We start from the raw sequence: 16,099 nt of genomic DNA, 5'->3' as shown, positions 1-16,099 counted from the left end.
TCATTAACTCTAACTAAATTTGATCACCAGTCCGCTTTGTTTGGTAATTGAATCTTCCAGATGAGAAATAAATTCACACTGATTACGAGTGTCATACCACTTTTCGCCATCAAACCCAAAGTGATAACCTCCAAAGCGCGTCGCCAACCAAATTTCATGCAATGGCTCTTGTTTATTGATAACGATCTTGGAGCCATCTTCAAAGGCTAGTTCAAGAACCCCTCCACTGGCATCAATATCAATATCGGCATCTTGCTCATCGATCATGGCCTCAACGGCGTTTTCAATGGTATGAAATACCTCATCAACCTTATGGTGATATTCAGTATCTGTCATTTTCATGCTTGAACCCTTTGCTTTTTAGTCATTGGATGCGATTATAACTCTAAATGTATAAAACTCAGAGTAATAGACGCATGAAACCAATGATGTTGATGTTGTTAGCTTGCCTTTGCCTTAGTGGTTGCGGGCAGAAAGGTCCTTTATATCAAACCCCAACTCCAGAGACCAATAAAGCATCAGCTCAGCAACAAACTGATGTTGACCAAGCACAGTCAGCCCCGTCCATTACCAATTAATGAGTTACTAAAAGGAAGTTAGTTATGGATCATTTCACTTATCAAGGCGAGCGACTGTGGGCTGAACAATGTGATGTTCATGCGTTAGCTCTACAACATGGTACGCCTATGTACCTTTATTCTCGCGCCACCTTTGAACGCCATTTTAAAGCATTTAAAACTGCGATTGCTGATCATCCTCATCTTATTTGCTATGCCGTTAAAGCCAATTCAAACTTAGCCATATTAAACCTAATGGCAAGACTGGGCAGTGGTTTTGATATTGTATCTGGCGGTGAGCTAGCCCGCGTAATTGAAGCCGGAGGTGATCCCGCTAAAGTGGTGTTTTCAGGCATTGGCAAAACTCAACAAGAGATGCAAGAAGCCCTTGAACTTGGGATCCATTGCTTTAACGTCGAATCCATTGCGGAATTAGAAACCCTAAACTTAGTCGCTGAACGTTGCGGCAAAGTTGCCCCTGTTTCATTACGCATTAATCCTGATATCGATGCCGGAACTCACCCGTATATTTCGACAGGTATGAAAGAGAATAAGTTTGGCATTGCAATGAACGATGCCTTGGCCACGTTCCGCCTAGCTCAGTCATTACCTCACGTAAATGTGATTGGTGCAGATTGCCACATTGGCTCTCAGCTTACAGAAATCCAACCTTTCCTCGATGCCATGGATCGCATGTTGGTACTCATTGATACCCTTAATGCCGAAGGTTTTGATATCAAGCACCTTGATATTGGTGGTGGTTTAGGCGTTCCTTATGATGATGATGTGCCGCCACATCCGAATGAATACGCAGCGGCTGTAGTAAAAAAATTGGAAGGACGCCCATTAAAGCTCATTATGGAGCCGGGACGTGCTATTGCTGCGAATGCAGGGATTTTTGTCACTCAAGTACTGTACCTCAAACACAATGAAGATAAGCGTTTTGCCATTGTCGATGGCGCTATGAATGACTTATTACGACCATCGCTGTATCAAGCCTATCATCAGATCATTCCTGTGATAAAACAGTCTGGAGAGGCTCAAGAATACGACATTGTTGGACCAGTGTGTGAAACCGGCGACTTTTTGGGTAAGAATCGTTCACTTGTCACCAAAGCCAATGATTACCTTGCTGTGCGCAGTTGTGGGGCTTACGGGTTTACTATGGCTTCCAACTATAACTCTCGCCCTAAAGCGATCGAAGTGATCGTTGACGGCGATCAAAGCCATGTGATCCGCCAACGTGAAACCCTACCGCAGCTTTGGCAAGGTGAGCAGTTACTGCCGTAATCAAGCTCTACCTTTTTGACTCACTACAGCAATGGAAACAACAACAGCATTATGAACGATAAAAGAAAGGCGAATGTGATCAACTTTACTAAAATGCACGGTTTGGGAAATGACTTTATGGTGATTGATGCCATCACCCAAAACGTCTTCTTTTCACCCGAGCAGATCAAACGCCTTTCTGATCGGAATTTTGGTGTTGGCTTTGATCAATTGTTATTAGTAGAACCGCCATACGACCCAGATCTTGATTTTCATTACCGTATTTTCAATGCCGATGGCAGCGAAGTGGAGCAATGCGGTAACGGTGCACGCTGCTTTGCCCGTTTTGTAAAAAATAAAGGGCTAACGCAAAAGCATAAAGTCAAAGTCAGCACTTCCAATGGCAAAATGACACTTCGTCTTGAACGAGACGGCCAAGTTACCGTGAATATGGGGGTACCGATTTTCGATCCACAGCGCATTCCATTTAAAGCCAAGCAAACCGAAAATATCTACTTATTGCAAGCTCAAGAGCAAACGTTTTTGTGCGGTGCTGTCTCTATGGGAAACCCTCATTGTGTGATTGAAGTTGACGATATAGAAACTGCGCCCGTTGATGAAATTGGCGCTATACTTTCAAAGCATGAACGCTTCCCTAAAGGCGTTAATGTCGGCTTTATGCAGATCATTAGCCCTGATCATATTAAGCTCAGAGTCTATGAACGTGGAGCCCAAGAAACATTAGCTTGTGGAAGTGGAGCATGTGCTGCTGTTGCCATTGGACAACGGCAAAATAAATTGAAACACGTCGTTCGAGTAGATTTACCCGGCGGTCGTTTAAAAATCGCATGGGATGGTGAAGGAAAACCATTGTGGATGACCGGCCCAGCGCAACATGTTTATGATGGAAACATTCAGTTATGAGTAATGCTTTAACGCCCAAGGAAAAAGTTTGTGCTGAGCTGGACGAACAGTTAGTCTACGAATACCTCTCTGATAATCCGGATTTTTTTAATCGCTATCCCAATTTATTACATACATTAAGGCTACCGCATCAACAACGTGGCACGGTCTCGATTGTTGAGCGTCAGCAAGAGTCATTGCGCCAGCGAGTCGTTCAACTGGAAGAAGAAATTACGGCGTTGATGAGTGCAGCAACCAATAATGAACGCATCTTTCGTTTCAACTCCCAATTAGTATTAGATTTATTTGCTTGTACTCAGTTTGACGATCTTAAACACACGCTCTCCGATGCATTAAAAAGTGAATTTAACTTTTCAAATGTGCGCTTAATCGCGGTTCAAGACGTCGACACTGAAATGATGCAATTATGGAACAAGCGCATGCATTCAGGCTATTACTTAGGTCGACTGACTCAACAAGAGTCTAAAAAGCTGTTTGGGAAGGAAGTCGGCTCAGTAGCGCTTTCTCAACTCACACCAGAAAACGGCTGTGATAAAGTAATTTTTGCCATTGCCAGCCCTAACGGTGCCCATTTTCAACCGGAAATGGATACTTTGTTCCTCGAGCAACTGAAAACTATCATTACTCTTAAACTCAGCAGTTTCAAATAATGGCGCAGCCAGACAATACTAAAATAGAACAAGACTTCGAGCGCTACTTGCGCTCAGAAAGACGATTGTCTCCCTACACCTGTCGAAATTACTTACGTGAATTAACTCGTTTTAAAGCATTACAAACGGAAGAACAACACTGGCAAGCTCTCAGCCCTGATGATTTACAATCATTGCTGGCTAAGCTCCATCGACAAGGATTGAGTCCAAGAAGTATTGCCCTTAGTTTGTCATCCATAAAACAGCTGTACCAATTTTTGTTGCGAGAAGGAAAGATCAATACTGACCCGAGCGTGTTACTTCGCGCACCTAAACAAAATAAACCATTACCCAAAAATCTTGATGTTGATAGCATTCAACACCTTGTTGATATCAACCCAGATGATCCGTTGGCTGTTCGTGACAAAGCGATCATGGAGTTGTTTTACTCAAGTGGACTTCGCTTAGCCGAACTTGCAGCATTGAATACAAGTGATTTTAGTGATCAACTAAAACAAGTCACTGTAATGGGTAAAGGTGGGAAGATGCGAATGTTACCCGTTGGCTCCAAAGCGGTAGATGCATTACAAGATTGGCTAGACATTCGAAGTACGATTAATACATTAGATTCTGCAGTTTTTGTTACCCAAAAAGGCAAGCGTTTATCTCACCGTAGTATTCAGACACGACTCAATAAATGGGCACAGCAACAAGGGCTATCAAGTAAAGTTCACCCTCACAAATTACGCCATTCATTTGCCACGCACATGCTAGAAGCGAGCGCTGATCTTAGAGCCGTACAAGAACTGTTGGGACATGCCGATTTATCCACAACACAAATCTACACCAGCTTAGACTTTCAGCATTTAGCTAAGGTTTACGACGGTGCTCATCCAAGAGCAAAAAGAAAGGAAAAATAATGCGCAGTTATCTTGGTCTTCGCCAAATCCAAGTCATTAGCTTCGATCTTGACGACACCCTATATGACAACCGTCCGATCATCAAAAAGGCTGAACTACAATTTCTGAAGTGTATGCAACAAATTGCGCCAGCGACACATCAATGGCAATCAGACTTTTGGCTCAGTCAAAAACAACAAGTGCTAGAGCTATCTCCAGAACTATCTCATGATACTTGGCAGAGTCGAGAGCAAACATTGAAGTTTGTTCTTAAGCAACAAGGAATATCTGAGCAGCAGACTCAACAGTTGGCAAAGCTAGGCATGGAACATTTTTTATTCCATCGCAGCAATTTTACTGTTCCTCAAACCAGCCTTGAATTGCTTAACGCCTTGAGCCAACACTATCCACTGATTGGCATTTCCAATGGCAATGTCGATCCCAAGGCCATTGGTATTGCAGACTATTTCCAATTCATTTTACATTCTGGAAATGGCTTAAGAATGAAACCGGCACCAGATATGTTTTCGCTAGCTTGCGAGCGTCTGCAGTTGGCTCCAGAGCACATCCTTCATGTAGGTGATAACCCTCATGCCGATGTGGTTGGAGCCAAAAACTTCGGCTGCCAAGCGGCATGGTTAAATCCAGGTTATGGCCAAACCGAAAGGCAGTCGCCAATAACCACCTTACCTCATATTGAACTGAGCGATATTCAGCAACTTCGCTATTTACTACCATAATCATTACCACTTTGAGTTAAACATTCATTAGCGCACAACGTTAAGATTATGTTTTCTAAGCCCTGTTATATACAGGGCTACTAGACACGTTAGCCAGTTTCATCTTTATTCGGAGTTAGCCATTTCGCACTGTTAGCCGCCCCTTGTCGTCGTCTTCTGTCTAAGCGTTGGCAATACTCGGTTAATGCCATTAGGTTTCCGGCAGGTCCTTTAAACATCTTGCTAAATCGAGAACACAACCTTAGCCAATTTTCGCAAGGTAAATTCAAGCCCATCAAAATACGTTCACTCTTCACCAATCGCTCACTATTATGATGAACTAGGCTGAATGCCGTTTCTTCGACAAGCTTGATGTAATCCCGCATCCCAAGTGGTAAACATTTTTCATGCTCATTCACATCTTGATGGTTAAACTTCATCAACTCTTTCGGCTGTACGCCTTTTAATTTAGCTTGAATACGACGCTGGATACTCGTGAATGTGGAATCTATAGGGGTGTCTGAAATTTTGGCTCGGATCGGGTTCAGATCTACATAAGCCATACAAGCCAGAAGTGCTGTTTCATCTAATAAAGCTTGAGATTTAAATCGACCTTCCCAAAAACGTCCTTTACATTCATCTTCCTTATTCGCCATCCGAGCTATAGGCTCATTTAATGCCCGCATAAACCAGCTGATGTCGCAAAGACGACTTCGGTATTCAATGATTTGTTTAGTTAGCTCTTGCTTTTTAGCCTTTGAGAGTGAGTCGCCTTGAATGAACGCCTGCGTTAAAGGTGTTCCTTTATGCAGCCGATGCCACTGCTCTATCACTTCAAGATCTGACCAACGCTTTGCTTTATCTAAATCTACGTGCAATACGACATGCAAATGATTCGACATCACCGCATAAGCACAGATATCAATGGCAAAAATTTCAGCCAGATGCAGTAAGCGTTGTTCTACCCAGCCTCGCCGATGCTCATAACTTTTACCCGTGAGCTGGTCGAGTCCACATAAGAAAGCACGACGCACGCAACGAGAGATACAGTGATAATACGGCGTATCTTGCAGGCTAACTAAACTTTTTCGAGGGGCAGGCATCCACGACTCTCCTTGTCTGGAACGGTTATTTTTTAAGCCTAGGCGAGGATTTAAATTAATGCAAATAATTATGGGTGTCTAAATAAATTATTTTGATTAGGGTTTTAAAAACGGAGTTAATATCTCTTCTACATCTTCATGGTTTTGTAGCAATCGAGCCTGAATTTTACAGTGGCGCGCACCTTCGATGTGTCTTTGGGTGTCATCGATAAATAATGTAGTTTCTGGATTGGCATTGGCTGAAGCTAATACTTTCTTAAATGCTTCTGGCTGTGGCTTTCGTAAGCCTAGTAAATGAGAGTAAAAAACTCGGTCGAATACCTGCTGCAGAATGTCTTGTTGATACTGCTGATGTAAGATTAATTGCAGAGCCTCATAATGAATGGCATTAGTATTTGAAAACAGGATTAATTGATAATGAGGTTTTAACTTTAATAGCAATTCAATTCGAGATTCGGGTAAATCAAACAACATTGCATTCCAAGCGCTATCAATTTCATCATTGCTTAAGGCTAGGCCTGAAAGCTCACGGATCTTGCTTCTAAAAGCCTCTGGGGTTTCTTTACCTGCTTCCAAGCGGTCAAAGAAAGGCTGTTGTGCATTTTGGTGATAGTAATCAGTAAAGGAACGAAAGCCTAGTTTGGCAAAGGCTTGCTCAGTAGCCTGATAATCCAAATTGAGCAATACACCACCGAGATCCAACAGCAATGTCTTGATTGATGCCATGACAGTGTGACAGTTGATTTCAATTAACTAGACAGTAACCCGTCAGTTCTGAACTTAGTCTTAATCAAGATGAATAGAAAGGATATTTTTGACAGAACTATTTATCTAAAAAAACCACTTGGTAATAATGACTATCAGTGTATTCTGCATAGGGTGAAAAGATAGAATGGCCACTGAGCTTTCCGGCATAGATAAATTGGTATTTAGGTTTTCTAATTGGCTTTAGCACTAGGCAATTATGATAATAGGGCTCAGTAAAAGTAAATTTACCTAGATTAGTTAAAGGTTTAGCTGAAGAAACATCAATGATTGTAGAACTGACATCCAGCTGATAATCGTAGTTTTGAGGCACTTTTACATTGGATGCAAGAGGAGTATTAAACTCAGGCTTTGAATGACTAGAACAAGCCGCCAACAAGCTAATCAAAAGTAACGCGATAAATCCTTTCATCTATCATCCTTTTAATGAGGTTCTAGTTCAACAAGCCTCTTCAAACTTATCATCAATCAGCTGACAAACGGCATTTAAAGCCGCTTTAGCATCTTTTCCTGTAGCAATAACTTTAATGGTTTTTCCCATGCCAGATTCCAGCATCAACAATCCCAAAACACTTGAAGCTGATGCCGATTTATCACCTTGCTTGAGCGTCACTTCGGCATCAAATTCTGAGGCTAATACGGCTAGTTTAGTGGCTGCTCTTGCATGTAAGCCCAGCTTATTGCAAATCAGAACTTCTTTTTCAAGCGTCGGCATTCACCAGTTCCTTATGACGAACCTCGACATTACGATTATTTTTATTCAAATGCTCACCAAGCTGCTCAGCCACAAACACAGAACGGTGTTGCCCACCTGTACAGCCAATCGCAATGGTCAGATAGCTACGATTATTCCGTTCAAGTTGAGGTAGCCAAGTATCAATCAAATTGGCAATTTGCCAGATAAACTTATTCACTTCAGGTTGAGCATTCAAAAAATCTTGAACAGGTTTATCAAGCCCAGTGAATGGTCTAAGGGCTTCTTCCCAATGAGGATTCGGAAGAAATCGAACGTCAAACATAAAGTCAGCATCATTAGGACGACCGTGTTTGAAACCGAAAGACTCCACATTGATCACCAGCTCTTGCTCGACTCTACCAAGCAAAACCTCTCGGATTTTATCACTGAGCTGATAAGCATTGGTTTCTGAAGTATCTATAAAGTGATCCATCATCTTAGACATGCCTGACAATAGCTCACCTTCAATACGAATCGCTTCGGGTAAGTTTTTGCATTGATAGGCCAGCGGATGCAATCGTCTTGTTTCGGTATATCGTTTAAGTAAAACCTCATCATTAGAACTGATAAAGAAACTGAGGATCTCAATATCAATGAAACTTTTCAGTTGTTGCTCAAATACTTTGTCTTGTTCAGGTAGATTACGGACATCGACACTGATCGCTACCAGCTCTTGAGTCGGTTTTAGCTCTTCAATTAATCCACCTAACAAACTCATCGGTAGATTATCAACACAGTAATAGCCTAGATCCTCAAGTACTTTAAGTGCTACCGATTTACCCGACCCACTTCGACCCGAAACAATGACTAATTTCATCCAGTAATCACCTGATAAAGTTCTTGCTCGTCATTAATACGACGTAACTGTTTGAGAGTTTGCTTATCGCTGAGTTTTTCAGCCATTGCTGATAAGGTACTAAGATGCTCTTGACACTGATCAGAAGGAACCAATAGCGCAAACAAGATATCCACAGGTTGCTTATCGATGGCTTCAAAGGCGATGGGCTGCTCACATTTGATCAATACTGCAATCGGAGTATCGATGTTGTCTAATCGACCATGTGGGATCGCAATACCATTTCCAATGCCCGTACTGCCCATTTTTTCACGGGCGAGGAGGCTCTCAAAGATTTCTTGAGAAGAAAGCTCTGGATACTGAGAAGCAACCAAGTCACTGATCATTTCCAGTACTTTCTTCTTACTGCCAGGCGTCGCACAGGTTGTGCATTCTGGCTTTAAAATGATGTTTAATTCCATCGTTAATGTTTTATCAACTTCTCTTTATGTTTGATCACTTGACGATCGAGCTTTGCCATTAACAAATCAATGGCAGTATACATATCATCATGTTGTGATTTGGCATAGGCTTCTTTGCCATTTAATATCAAACTGGCTTCAGCGGTTTGATTCGATTTTCGAACATTTAGCACGACGCGCACATTATTGATCTGTTCGAAATGACGTTCAAGTTTTGCCATTTTACCGCTGACGTATTCTTTTAGTGATTCAGTAACATCCAACTGCTGACCATTTTGTTGACCATTGATCCGGATTTGCATATCCATTGCCTCCTGTCGTTGTTAGCTGACGTTTATGTGATCATAAACTTTTGCGCTGATTTGATGGTGGGATCATCATTGCCTCTCGATACTTGGCGATGGTACGTCTTGCTACTTTGATCCCTTGTTCTCCAAGTAATTGCGCTATTTTATTATCACTGAGTGGCTTCTTCTGATTTTCTTCAGCTACTAGCTTTTTAATAAGAGCACGAATTGCTGTGGAAGAACATTCTCCGCCATCGTCAGTACCCACATGGCTAGAGAAAAAGTACTTCAGTTCAAAAATCCCTCTCGGCGTGTGCATGTATTTTTGTGTCGTCACTCGTGAAATGGTCGATTCATGCATCTCGATTTCTTCGGCCACATCATTCAAAATCATGGCTTTCATGGCTTCTGGGCCATGCTCAAAAAAGTTGACCTGATTTTTGACGATACAATTGCACACTTTTAATAAGGTATCGTTGCGACTTTCTAAACTTTTAATAAACCACTTAGCATCTTGAAGATGACCACGAACAAATTGGGTATCACTACTGCTACGACTGGTTTTCGCTAATGCTGCGTATTGCTGATTGAGTCCGATTTTCGGCATCGCATCGGGATTTAACTCCACTTGCCAACGCCCATTCTTTTTCATCACGGATACATCAGGAATAACATACTCATCTTCTTTACGGCCAATGTTTAAACCCGGTCTTGGGTCTAAACTTTGGATCAAACTCATCGCTGCTTTTAACTGTGGTTCTCTAAGCTTAGTTTTTTTCAACAAAGATCGAAAGTCACGAACGGCAATCAAGTCAATATGATCTTTAATAATGTGTTTGGCTTCGGCTAAATACGGCGTTGCCTCATCAAACTGAGACAATTGTAATAATAAGCATTCTGGTACATCTCGAGCCGCAACACCAATGGGATCAAAATGTTGTACTCGCTTTAATACCGCTTCCACTTCATCCATTTCAATCTCAGGGTCGCCCATTGCTTCTAAAATATCTTCAAGCGATTGAGTCAAATACCCTCGTTCATCAATGGCCTCAATAATGGCGGTCGCAATACCATAATCAGTACTAGAAAACGGAGTAAGATTTTTTTGCCATTCAAGATGCTCGTATAGTCCATCACTGGTTTCACCTTGAAACGGAAGATCGTCAGCCGGTAAAGCACCACTACCCGAGGTAGGCATAGCGGTAAAGGTTTCATCCCAAGTCGTATCCATGGGCAGCTCTTCAGTGAGCTTTTCTTGGGTTAAAGTCTCAGCGGTATCAGGCGTTACTGGCTCAGCAATGTCCGCATTATCATCTTGCTTTATGACTATATCTTGCTCAGCCTCAGATGCTGTTACGGACTCAGCATTAGCCGAGGCTAACTCTTCTTCTAATTCCAACAAAGGATTAGATTCAAGAGCCTGCTGAACTTCTTGATGTAGCTCTAATGATGAAAGCTGTAGCAAGCGTATGGCTTGTTGCAGCTGGGGCGTCATGGTGAGCTGTTGTCCTAACTTAAGCTGGAGTGACGCTTTCATAGTTACCGCTTGTCCTTCTTATTGTTCTTGTTGGCGCATAGCAGGACTCCCTATAAGGGTTCCCAAATAATCATCACTATAACGTGAATTGCTCTCCTAAGTACACTTCACGTACATGCTTATCATCGAGGATTTCCTCTGGCGTACCTTCGGCAATCAAACTGCCGTGGCTCACAATATAGGCATGTTCACAGACATCCAGTGTTTCTCGGACATTGTGGTCTGTGATCAATACACCTAAACCACGGTCTCTGAGCTGCTCAATGATCTTTTTAATATCAATGACAGAGATAGGGTCAACCCCGGCAAATGGCTCATCCAGCAAAATAAATTGCGGATTCGCTGCCAACGCGCGGGCAATTTCGACTCGGCGACGTTCACCACCCGATAATGCCATGCCAAGGCTGTCACGAATATGGGTGATATGAAATTCTTCAAGTAAGTGCTCTAGTTGCTCTTCCCGTTGGCGTTGATTGAGCGATGCCCGCATTTGCAATACGGCCATGATGTTATCGTAAACCGAGAGCTTACGGAAAATACTGGCTTCTTGCGGAAGATAACCAATCCCCTTCCGAGCGCGCATATGCATAGGATCAAGCGTGAGATCATCGCTATCGATAAAGATCTCACCTTTATCACTTTTTACCAATCCTACCACCATATAAAAGGTGGTGGTTTTACCCGCACCATTTGGGCCCAGTAAACCGACGATTTGCCCTGTTTTTACGGATAAACTGACATCCTTCACCACTTGTCTAGATTTATAGCTTTTTGCAAGATGTTTTGCTGTCAGAGTTTTCTGAGTCATTGCTTCTTCTCAGCTGGTGTGTTCGATGATGGCGCAGACTTTTTGTCTTTTTTACGCGCATTTTGATAATTTTCAGCAGGAATAATGGTCTGTACTCGGTCGCTGCCTTTACCAGAGCTCGCTGCGGTAACGTGTTGGTTAGCAATATTGTAGCGGATCGTTTCCGCCTTCATTTTACTGCCACCGATATCTAACTCAGCACCGCCTTTAAGGACTAAATCACCACTGATATTGTCGTAACGAATACTTACGGCACTGGCTGTGCCCAATTCACCCGTATCTAATATTTGCGAAAACGTTGCCGGCTTACCTTTGGCGATAAACACTTTGTGGCCATTTTTTTCATCATTAACGGCACTCAGTTCGTCGGCATGAATTTTAATACTGCCTTGGATAATTTTGACGTTACCAAAATACGACAATTTATTGTTTTTTAAATCGCCGGTTTGGCTTTTCGCACTAATACTTAAATCTTGCTTCAAATCATCCTGCTTGGCTACGGTAGAGAACGTCATTACCGAGCAAAATGCCACCAGCAGTATATTATTTATTCGCTTCATAGGTTCCTGTTACCTGATCGTTTAAGCGTACCGTCTCACGGTTTAAGTCGGCATATAGCCCTTTACCTTGGCTGTTAAATCCATTGCCTTTAATGTAAACCATCGCATCCGTGGTCATGATTTTTTTGTCTAAATCCAACTCAACATAGCGAGTACTGACACTTTGAAGGGGCTCTTTTTTCCCAACCGCTTCTAACTTCACATTCCAATCTAAATAAGCTTTTTGAGTGTCATCTTTTTTTAAGCGGCCTTCTTTAGCCGAGATGCGCCAAGGACTCTCATTCGAATCACCGTAAAGTAAATATACAGGCTCTGTAAATAATGTCGTATCTCTTGTCGCGTAATGTTCCATGTGTTTTGCTGTTACTTGACTGCTTAACCGTCCCTGCTTATCGTAGGAAATACTGTTAAGCTCGGTCGCCATGTAATCAGGTCGCTCAATTTGAGGACCTAGCGCAACTTTTTCACCTTGTTTTTGCTGCACCTGCCAATACAGTACTAATGCGGTACTGAAAAACAATATGATGGCAAGGGTCACTCGGTTCATACACTCATTCCTTGAGCCGATTCAAACAATCCTTGTGATTCTAAAATTAAATCGGCCAATTCGCGAACGGCACCATGACCGCCATTTATCGAGGTCACCATGTCGACCTGTTGTTTAACATAAGGATGACCATCGGCCACTGACACCGATAACCCAACCTGCTTCATTACAGGTAGGTCAACCATATCGTCACCGATATAAGCCACCTGTTGGGGTTCCAGTTCAAATTTACTCAGCAATTCATTAAAAGGTACCAACTTGTCATCAATACCTTGATAGATATGCTCAACGCCGAGTGCTGTCATTCTATTTTCAAGCAGTTGTGATTTACGACCCGTGATCACGGCTAGGTGAAAACCAGCATTCAGTAGTGACCGCACTCCGAAACCATCACGCGTATGGAACGCTTTTAACTCTTCACCGCTATTACTCAAGTAAATGCGACCATCAGAAAACACCCCATCAACATCAAAAATGATCAGCTTAATTTGTTGTGCTTTATTCCACACGGTTTGAGTTACGTCACCGTATAAGGTTGGCATCATAGTCACAGTTAAATTACTCCAGATTTGACCATATCAAGCATATTTAATGCTCCAATAGGACATTGTGCGTCATCCACTACTATCAGTCCATTAATGTTTTTCTCATCCATTAACTTAAGTGCTTCTGCTGCCAAAACATTTTTGCTTGTTGTAATACAGTTAGGCGTCATGACCTCAGAAATAGGGGTTTGTCTTAAATCCACTTCAGCATCAATCACGCGACGTAAATCACCATCGGTAAATACACCTAAGAGTTTAGACTCTTGATCGATGATTGCAGCCATCCCTAAGCCTTTGTTAGAGATGACATATAAAGCCTCGGTGATTTTCATATTGGGGCTAACCAAAGGCAATTGCTCACCCTTATGCATGACATCACTGACTTTAAGCAACAGTTTACGACCTAAACTGCCACCTGGATGTGACAAGGCAAAGTCGTCTTTGGTAAAGCCTTTGGCTTGCAGTAAAGCAACGGCGATTGCATCCCCCATAACTAAGGTAGCAGTCGTACTCGATGTCGGCGCTAACCCTAATGGACACGCTTCTTCAGGCACCTGAATACAAAGGTGTATTTGTGCCAGTTTTGCCATATTAGATTTAGGCACACCGGTAATGGAGATAATCGGCAAGCCCATGCGTTTGATCACTGGAAATAAGGTTAGAATTTCTGAGGACTCACCAGAGTTTGAAATCGCAATGACAATATCGTTCGCCGATAGCACACCAAGATCGCCATGACTGGCTTCTCCTGGATGAACAAACACCGCAGGCGTTCCGGTACTGGCCAAGGTTGCGGCAATTTTATTGCCTATGTGGCCGGATTTTCCCATCCCCATAACGATCACCTTTCCGGTGCAACTCAGCATAACTTCACACGCCTGAGCAAACTCATCCGAATTTACATAATGATATAAGCTATCTAAGGCAGCCTTTTCGATATCGACTACTTTGCTGCCCCATTGTTGGAGCTGAGTTTTATTCGCCATTGTTTTCTATTCTACCCAACCTAATCCTTGAATAACATTTTCGCTGGAATTGCAACAAATTGAAAGCCTCCCTTTATGTATTCAAGTGAACAAAAATGTCATAAATAAAGGATAATTCACGGAACTTAGATATAATTTTAGCAATCCTATATTCAATATCGTCGAGTTCACGATTACTGTAGCAAACAAAATCATTGTAATAGCAATAACGATTATTCAAAAGTAATCATGCAGTTACTTAAAAAACAACAGTGCGTTACAATAAATACATGCTTGAAGATATCATGGCATCTGTCGATTCGATTCTTGTGCCATTTTATACATTTTCGTACACTGTTTTATTTTGTATTTCCCGCAGGGGATCTCTCTTTCGACTAAAGGCTCTAAATGGAAAATCAAACACCAAATTTGGTAGAAGTGAGGAATATGAGCTTCAATCGAGGCTCAAGAGCAATTTTTAAAGATCTCAATCTGACCATTCCTAAAGGGAAAGTGACTGCGATTATGGGCCCAAGTGGTATTGGTAAAACAACACTGCTGAAATTAATGGGTGGACAACTGACCCCAGATTCTGGCCAAGTATTATTTGACGGCCAAGACTTGCATAAAATTAGCCGCAGCCAATTATTTAAGCTACGCCAACGAATGAGTATGTTGTTCCAAAGTGGCGCCTTATTTACCGATATCAATGTGGCTGATAATGTCGCTTTTGCCCTTCGTGAACACTCCAATCTACCCGAAAGCATCATCAACACCATAGTGGCGATGAAATTAGAAGCAGTTGGATTAAGAGGTGCTGGTAAACTCATGCCTAATGAGCTATCAGGCGGTATGCAGCGCCGAGCGGCACTTGCCCGTGCCATTGCGCTTGAGCCAGAATTGGTGATGTATGATGAGCCCTTTGCAGGTCAAGATCCTATCGCGATGGGCGTATTGGTAAAACTGATCAAAGAGTTATCGGAATCATTAAACCTCACATCAGTGGTGGTTTCCCATGACGTGGTTGAAGTACTCAGTATTGCTGACTATGTCTATGTGGTTGCTGATAAAAAAGTGATTGCCGAGGGTACACCAGAGCAACTTAGACAATCAGATAACCCCCAGTTACAACAATTTATGGGAGGGGAGCCTGACGGCCCTGTACCATTCCACTTCCCTGCATCAGATTATAAAAAGGAGTTATTGGGTGAGAATCGTTGATCGTATCACCGCTGTAGGGCATAACGCTATTGAGTTTATTTCCGGTTTTGGCCGAGCTGGACTCATGTTGTGGAATGCCATTGTAAATGTGCCACGCATCCGTAAAGGAACCCCGCTTCTCATAAAGCAGCTTTATGTTGTGGGCGTTCAATCCTTTATCATTATTACCATTTCAGGCTTATTCATTGGTATGGTGCTGGCATTGCAAGGCTATACCATCTTGTCTGACTTCGGTACCGAAGAAAGCCTAGGTCCTATGGTCGCACTGAGTTTACTGCGCGAACTTGGGCCAGTCGTCACAGCCTTGCTGTTTGCGGGTCGAGCGGGCTCTGCGTTAACGGCTGAAATAGGCCTAATGAAAAGTACCGAGCAGCTTTCCAGTTTAGAGATGATGGCGATTGATCCCTTAAGACAAGTGATAGCACCGAGATTTTGGGCAGGTGTGATCAGTATGCCACTGCTAGCGATGATTTTCTCTGCCATTGGCATTTATGGCGGCCACATCGTTGGTGTTGAATGGAAAGGCATTGATGCAGGTTCTTTTTGGTCGATTCTGCAATCTAAAGTAGAGTGGCACCAAGATATTCTAAACTCTCTAATAAAAAGTCTAGTGTTTGCCGTTGTAGTCACTTGGATTGCCCTTTACCGAGGCTATCAAGTAATACCGAACCCTGAAGGGATAAGCCGTGCTACCACTCAAACCGTGGTGCAAGCTAGCTTAGCCGTCTTGGCTTTAGACTTTTTATTAACAGCATTAATGTTTGGTTAATG

At 42.5% G+C, this 16,099-nt stretch carries 22 protein-coding genes; 8 read left to right on the top strand and 14 right to left on the bottom strand.

The window, feature by feature from the left end; all coding sequences use genetic code 11:
* Window positions 1–9: 9 nt before the first annotated feature.
* The gene (gene cyaY, locus E2H97_RS01545; RefSeq protein WP_133405492.1) at window positions 10–342 is read right to left on the bottom strand and encodes an iron donor protein CyaY; all 333 of its coding nucleotides are present in this window, start codon (window positions 340–342) and stop codon (window positions 10–12) included.
* Between the two features lie 74 nt (window positions 343–416).
* Between cyaY and lptM the strand changes: the two genes are divergently transcribed.
* The 6 genes from lptM to E2H97_RS01515 all read left to right on the top strand — a co-directional run bounded on the left by lptM (window position 417) and on the right by E2H97_RS01515 (window position 5,018).
* On the top strand, window positions 417–578 hold the full coding sequence (lptM, locus tag E2H97_RS01540) for an LPS translocon maturation chaperone LptM (protein WP_133405491.1): 162 nt from the start codon (window positions 417–419) through the stop codon (window positions 576–578).
* Window positions 579–602: 24 nt separating this feature from the next.
* Entirely contained in the window at window positions 603–1,847 is a 1,245-nt protein-coding gene (gene lysA, locus E2H97_RS01535; protein ID WP_133405490.1) for a diaminopimelate decarboxylase, read from the top strand.
* Window positions 1,848–1,922: 75 nt separating this feature from the next.
* Window positions 1,923–2,750 carry a diaminopimelate epimerase gene (gene dapF, locus E2H97_RS01530; protein WP_133408541.1) on the top strand — a complete coding sequence of 276 codons (828 nt, stop codon included), beginning with the start codon at window positions 1,923–1,925 and terminating at the stop codon, window positions 2,748–2,750.
* Window positions 2,747–3,400, top strand: coding sequence for a DUF484 family protein (locus tag E2H97_RS01525; protein WP_133405489.1), 654 nt, complete (start codon window positions 2,747–2,749; stop codon window positions 3,398–3,400). The genes dapF and E2H97_RS01525 overlap by 4 nt, the downstream gene beginning before the upstream one ends.
* Window positions 3,400–4,299 carry a tyrosine recombinase XerC gene (gene xerC, locus E2H97_RS01520; RefSeq protein ID WP_133405488.1) on the top strand — a complete coding sequence of 300 codons (900 nt, stop codon included), beginning with the start codon at window positions 3,400–3,402 and terminating at the stop codon, window positions 4,297–4,299. Before E2H97_RS01525 ends, xerC begins: the two co-directional genes overlap by 1 nt.
* Window positions 4,299–5,018, top strand: a complete 720-nt coding sequence (locus E2H97_RS01515) for an HAD-IA family hydrolase (RefSeq protein ID WP_133405487.1) — start codon at window positions 4,299–4,301, stop codon at window positions 5,016–5,018. Before xerC ends, E2H97_RS01515 begins: the two co-directional genes overlap by 1 nt.
* A gap of 89 nt (window positions 5,019–5,107) precedes the next feature.
* Here the strand turns inward: E2H97_RS01515 and E2H97_RS01510 are convergent, their stop codons facing one another.
* The 13 genes from E2H97_RS01510 to E2H97_RS01450 all read right to left on the bottom strand — a co-directional run bounded on the left by E2H97_RS01510 (window position 5,108) and on the right by E2H97_RS01450 (window position 14,128).
* A complete protein-coding gene (locus tag E2H97_RS01510) occupies window positions 5,108–6,100 on the bottom strand; it encodes a transposase (protein ID WP_133405486.1) in 993 nt (330 codons plus the stop codon).
* A gap of 96 nt (window positions 6,101–6,196) precedes the next feature.
* Window positions 6,197–6,826, bottom strand: a complete 630-nt coding sequence (locus tag E2H97_RS01505; protein ID WP_133405485.1) for an HAD-IA family hydrolase — start codon at window positions 6,824–6,826, stop codon at window positions 6,197–6,199.
* A 97-nt stretch (window positions 6,827–6,923) separates the two neighbouring features.
* Window positions 6,924–7,277, bottom strand: a complete 354-nt coding sequence (locus E2H97_RS01500; protein ID WP_133405484.1) for a hypothetical protein — start codon at window positions 7,275–7,277, stop codon at window positions 6,924–6,926.
* Window positions 7,278–7,304: 27 nt separating this feature from the next.
* Window positions 7,305–7,580 (bottom strand): HPr family phosphocarrier protein, encoded by a 276-nt coding sequence (locus tag E2H97_RS01495; RefSeq protein ID WP_133405483.1) that lies wholly within the window; start codon window positions 7,578–7,580, stop codon window positions 7,305–7,307.
* Complete coding sequence (rapZ, locus tag E2H97_RS01490) at window positions 7,567–8,418, bottom strand: RNase adapter RapZ (protein ID WP_133405482.1); 852 nt, start codon at window positions 8,416–8,418, stop codon at window positions 7,567–7,569. The genes E2H97_RS01495 and rapZ overlap by 14 nt, the downstream gene beginning before the upstream one ends.
* Window positions 8,415–8,858, bottom strand: a complete 444-nt coding sequence (gene ptsN / locus E2H97_RS01485) for a PTS IIA-like nitrogen regulatory protein PtsN (RefSeq protein WP_133405481.1) — start codon at window positions 8,856–8,858, stop codon at window positions 8,415–8,417. The genes rapZ and ptsN overlap by 4 nt, the downstream gene beginning before the upstream one ends.
* 2 nt (window positions 8,859–8,860) lie before the next feature.
* Window positions 8,861–9,160 carry a ribosome hibernation-promoting factor, HPF/YfiA family gene (hpf, locus tag E2H97_RS01480; RefSeq protein ID WP_133408540.1) on the bottom strand — a complete coding sequence of 100 codons (300 nt, stop codon included), beginning with the start codon at window positions 9,158–9,160 and terminating at the stop codon, window positions 8,861–8,863.
* A gap of 40 nt (window positions 9,161–9,200) precedes the next feature.
* Window positions 9,201–10,682, bottom strand: a complete 1,482-nt coding sequence (locus tag E2H97_RS01475; protein ID WP_133405480.1) for an RNA polymerase factor sigma-54 — start codon at window positions 10,680–10,682, stop codon at window positions 9,201–9,203.
* Between the two features lie 76 nt (window positions 10,683–10,758).
* On the bottom strand, window positions 10,759–11,490 hold the full coding sequence (lptB, locus tag E2H97_RS01470) for an LPS export ABC transporter ATP-binding protein (protein WP_133405479.1): 732 nt from the start codon (window positions 11,488–11,490) through the stop codon (window positions 10,759–10,761).
* The gene (lptA, locus tag E2H97_RS01465; RefSeq protein WP_133405478.1) at window positions 11,487–12,050 is read right to left on the bottom strand and encodes a lipopolysaccharide transport periplasmic protein LptA; all 564 of its coding nucleotides are present in this window, start codon (window positions 12,048–12,050) and stop codon (window positions 11,487–11,489) included. The genes lptB and lptA overlap by 4 nt, the downstream gene beginning before the upstream one ends.
* Entirely contained in the window at window positions 12,034–12,597 is a 564-nt protein-coding gene (gene lptC, locus E2H97_RS01460) for an LPS export ABC transporter periplasmic protein LptC (protein ID WP_133405477.1), read from the bottom strand. Before lptC ends, lptA begins: the two co-directional genes overlap by 17 nt.
* The gene (gene kdsC / locus E2H97_RS01455; protein ID WP_425466805.1) at window positions 12,594–13,139 is read right to left on the bottom strand and encodes a 3-deoxy-manno-octulosonate-8-phosphatase KdsC; all 546 of its coding nucleotides are present in this window, start codon (window positions 13,137–13,139) and stop codon (window positions 12,594–12,596) included. The genes lptC and kdsC overlap by 4 nt, the downstream gene beginning before the upstream one ends.
* A gap of 11 nt (window positions 13,140–13,150) precedes the next feature.
* A complete protein-coding gene (locus tag E2H97_RS01450; protein ID WP_133405476.1) occupies window positions 13,151–14,128 on the bottom strand; it encodes a KpsF/GutQ family sugar-phosphate isomerase in 978 nt (325 codons plus the stop codon).
* A 387-nt stretch (window positions 14,129–14,515) separates the two neighbouring features.
* On the opposite strand from E2H97_RS01450, the gene mlaF reads away from it, so the two are divergent.
* On the top strand, window positions 14,516–15,328 hold the full coding sequence (gene mlaF, locus E2H97_RS01445; RefSeq protein ID WP_133405475.1) for a phospholipid ABC transporter ATP-binding protein MlaF: 813 nt from the start codon (window positions 14,516–14,518) through the stop codon (window positions 15,326–15,328).
* Window positions 15,315–16,097 (top strand): lipid asymmetry maintenance ABC transporter permease subunit MlaE, encoded by a 783-nt coding sequence (gene mlaE / locus E2H97_RS01440; RefSeq protein WP_133405474.1) that lies wholly within the window; start codon window positions 15,315–15,317, stop codon window positions 16,095–16,097. Before mlaF ends, mlaE begins: the two co-directional genes overlap by 14 nt.
* Window positions 16,098–16,099 lie beyond the last annotated feature (2 nt).

The organism is Parashewanella tropica (genome assembly GCF_004358445.1).
Taxonomy (GTDB): Bacteria; Pseudomonadota; Gammaproteobacteria; order Enterobacterales; family Shewanellaceae; genus Parashewanella; species Parashewanella tropica.
This window is presented reverse-complemented; position numbering and strand designations above follow the sequence as displayed.

What these genes read in the sequence shown, in the direction of transcription:
- cyaY (WP_133405492.1), bottom strand. Translation starts at nt 342, where the DNA reads ATGAAAATGACAGATACTGAATATCACCATAAGGTTGATGAGGTATTT.
- lptM (WP_133405491.1), top strand. Translation starts at nt 417, where the DNA reads ATGAAACCAATGATGTTGATGTTGTTAGCTTGCCTTTGCCTTAGTGGT.
- lysA (WP_133405490.1), top strand. Translation starts at nt 603, where the DNA reads ATGGATCATTTCACTTATCAAGGCGAGCGACTGTGGGCTGAACAATGT.
- E2H97_RS01525 (WP_133405489.1), top strand. Translation starts at nt 2,747, where the DNA reads ATGAGTAATGCTTTAACGCCCAAGGAAAAAGTTTGTGCTGAGCTGGAC.
- xerC (WP_133405488.1), top strand. Translation starts at nt 3,400, where the DNA reads ATGGCGCAGCCAGACAATACTAAAATAGAACAAGACTTCGAGCGCTAC.
- E2H97_RS01515 (WP_133405487.1), top strand. Translation starts at nt 4,299, where the DNA reads ATGCGCAGTTATCTTGGTCTTCGCCAAATCCAAGTCATTAGCTTCGAT.
- E2H97_RS01510 (WP_133405486.1), bottom strand. Translation starts at nt 6,100, where the DNA reads ATGCCTGCCCCTCGAAAAAGTTTAGTTAGCCTGCAAGATACGCCGTAT.
- E2H97_RS01505 (WP_133405485.1), bottom strand. Translation starts at nt 6,826, where the DNA reads ATGGCATCAATCAAGACATTGCTGTTGGATCTCGGTGGTGTATTGCTC.
- E2H97_RS01500 (WP_133405484.1), bottom strand. Translation starts at nt 7,277, where the DNA reads ATGAAAGGATTTATCGCGTTACTTTTGATTAGCTTGTTGGCGGCTTGT.
- E2H97_RS01495 (WP_133405483.1), bottom strand. Translation starts at nt 7,580, where the DNA reads ATGCCGACGCTTGAAAAAGAAGTTCTGATTTGCAATAAGCTGGGCTTA.
- rapZ (WP_133405482.1), bottom strand. Translation starts at nt 8,418, where the DNA reads ATGAAATTAGTCATTGTTTCGGGTCGAAGTGGGTCGGGTAAATCGGTA.
- ptsN (WP_133405481.1), bottom strand. Translation starts at nt 8,858, where the DNA reads ATGGAATTAAACATCATTTTAAAGCCAGAATGCACAACCTGTGCGACG.
- hpf (WP_133408540.1), bottom strand. Translation starts at nt 9,160, where the DNA reads ATGCAAATCCGGATCAATGGTCAACAAAATGGTCAGCAGTTGGATGTT.
- E2H97_RS01475 (WP_133405480.1), bottom strand. Translation starts at nt 10,682, where the DNA reads ATGAAAGCGTCACTCCAGCTTAAGTTAGGACAACAGCTCACCATGACG.
- lptB (WP_133405479.1), bottom strand. Translation starts at nt 11,490, where the DNA reads ATGACTCAGAAAACTCTGACAGCAAAACATCTTGCAAAAAGCTATAAA.
- lptA (WP_133405478.1), bottom strand. Translation starts at nt 12,050, where the DNA reads ATGAAGCGAATAAATAATATACTGCTGGTGGCATTTTGCTCGGTAATG.
- lptC (WP_133405477.1), bottom strand. Translation starts at nt 12,597, where the DNA reads ATGAACCGAGTGACCCTTGCCATCATATTGTTTTTCAGTACCGCATTA.
- kdsC (WP_425466805.1), bottom strand. Translation starts at nt 13,139, where the DNA reads ATGCCAACCTTATACGGTGACGTAACTCAAACCGTGTGGAATAAAGCA.
- E2H97_RS01450 (WP_133405476.1), bottom strand. Translation starts at nt 14,128, where the DNA reads ATGGCGAATAAAACTCAGCTCCAACAATGGGGCAGCAAAGTAGTCGAT.
- mlaF (WP_133405475.1), top strand. Translation starts at nt 14,516, where the DNA reads ATGGAAAATCAAACACCAAATTTGGTAGAAGTGAGGAATATGAGCTTC.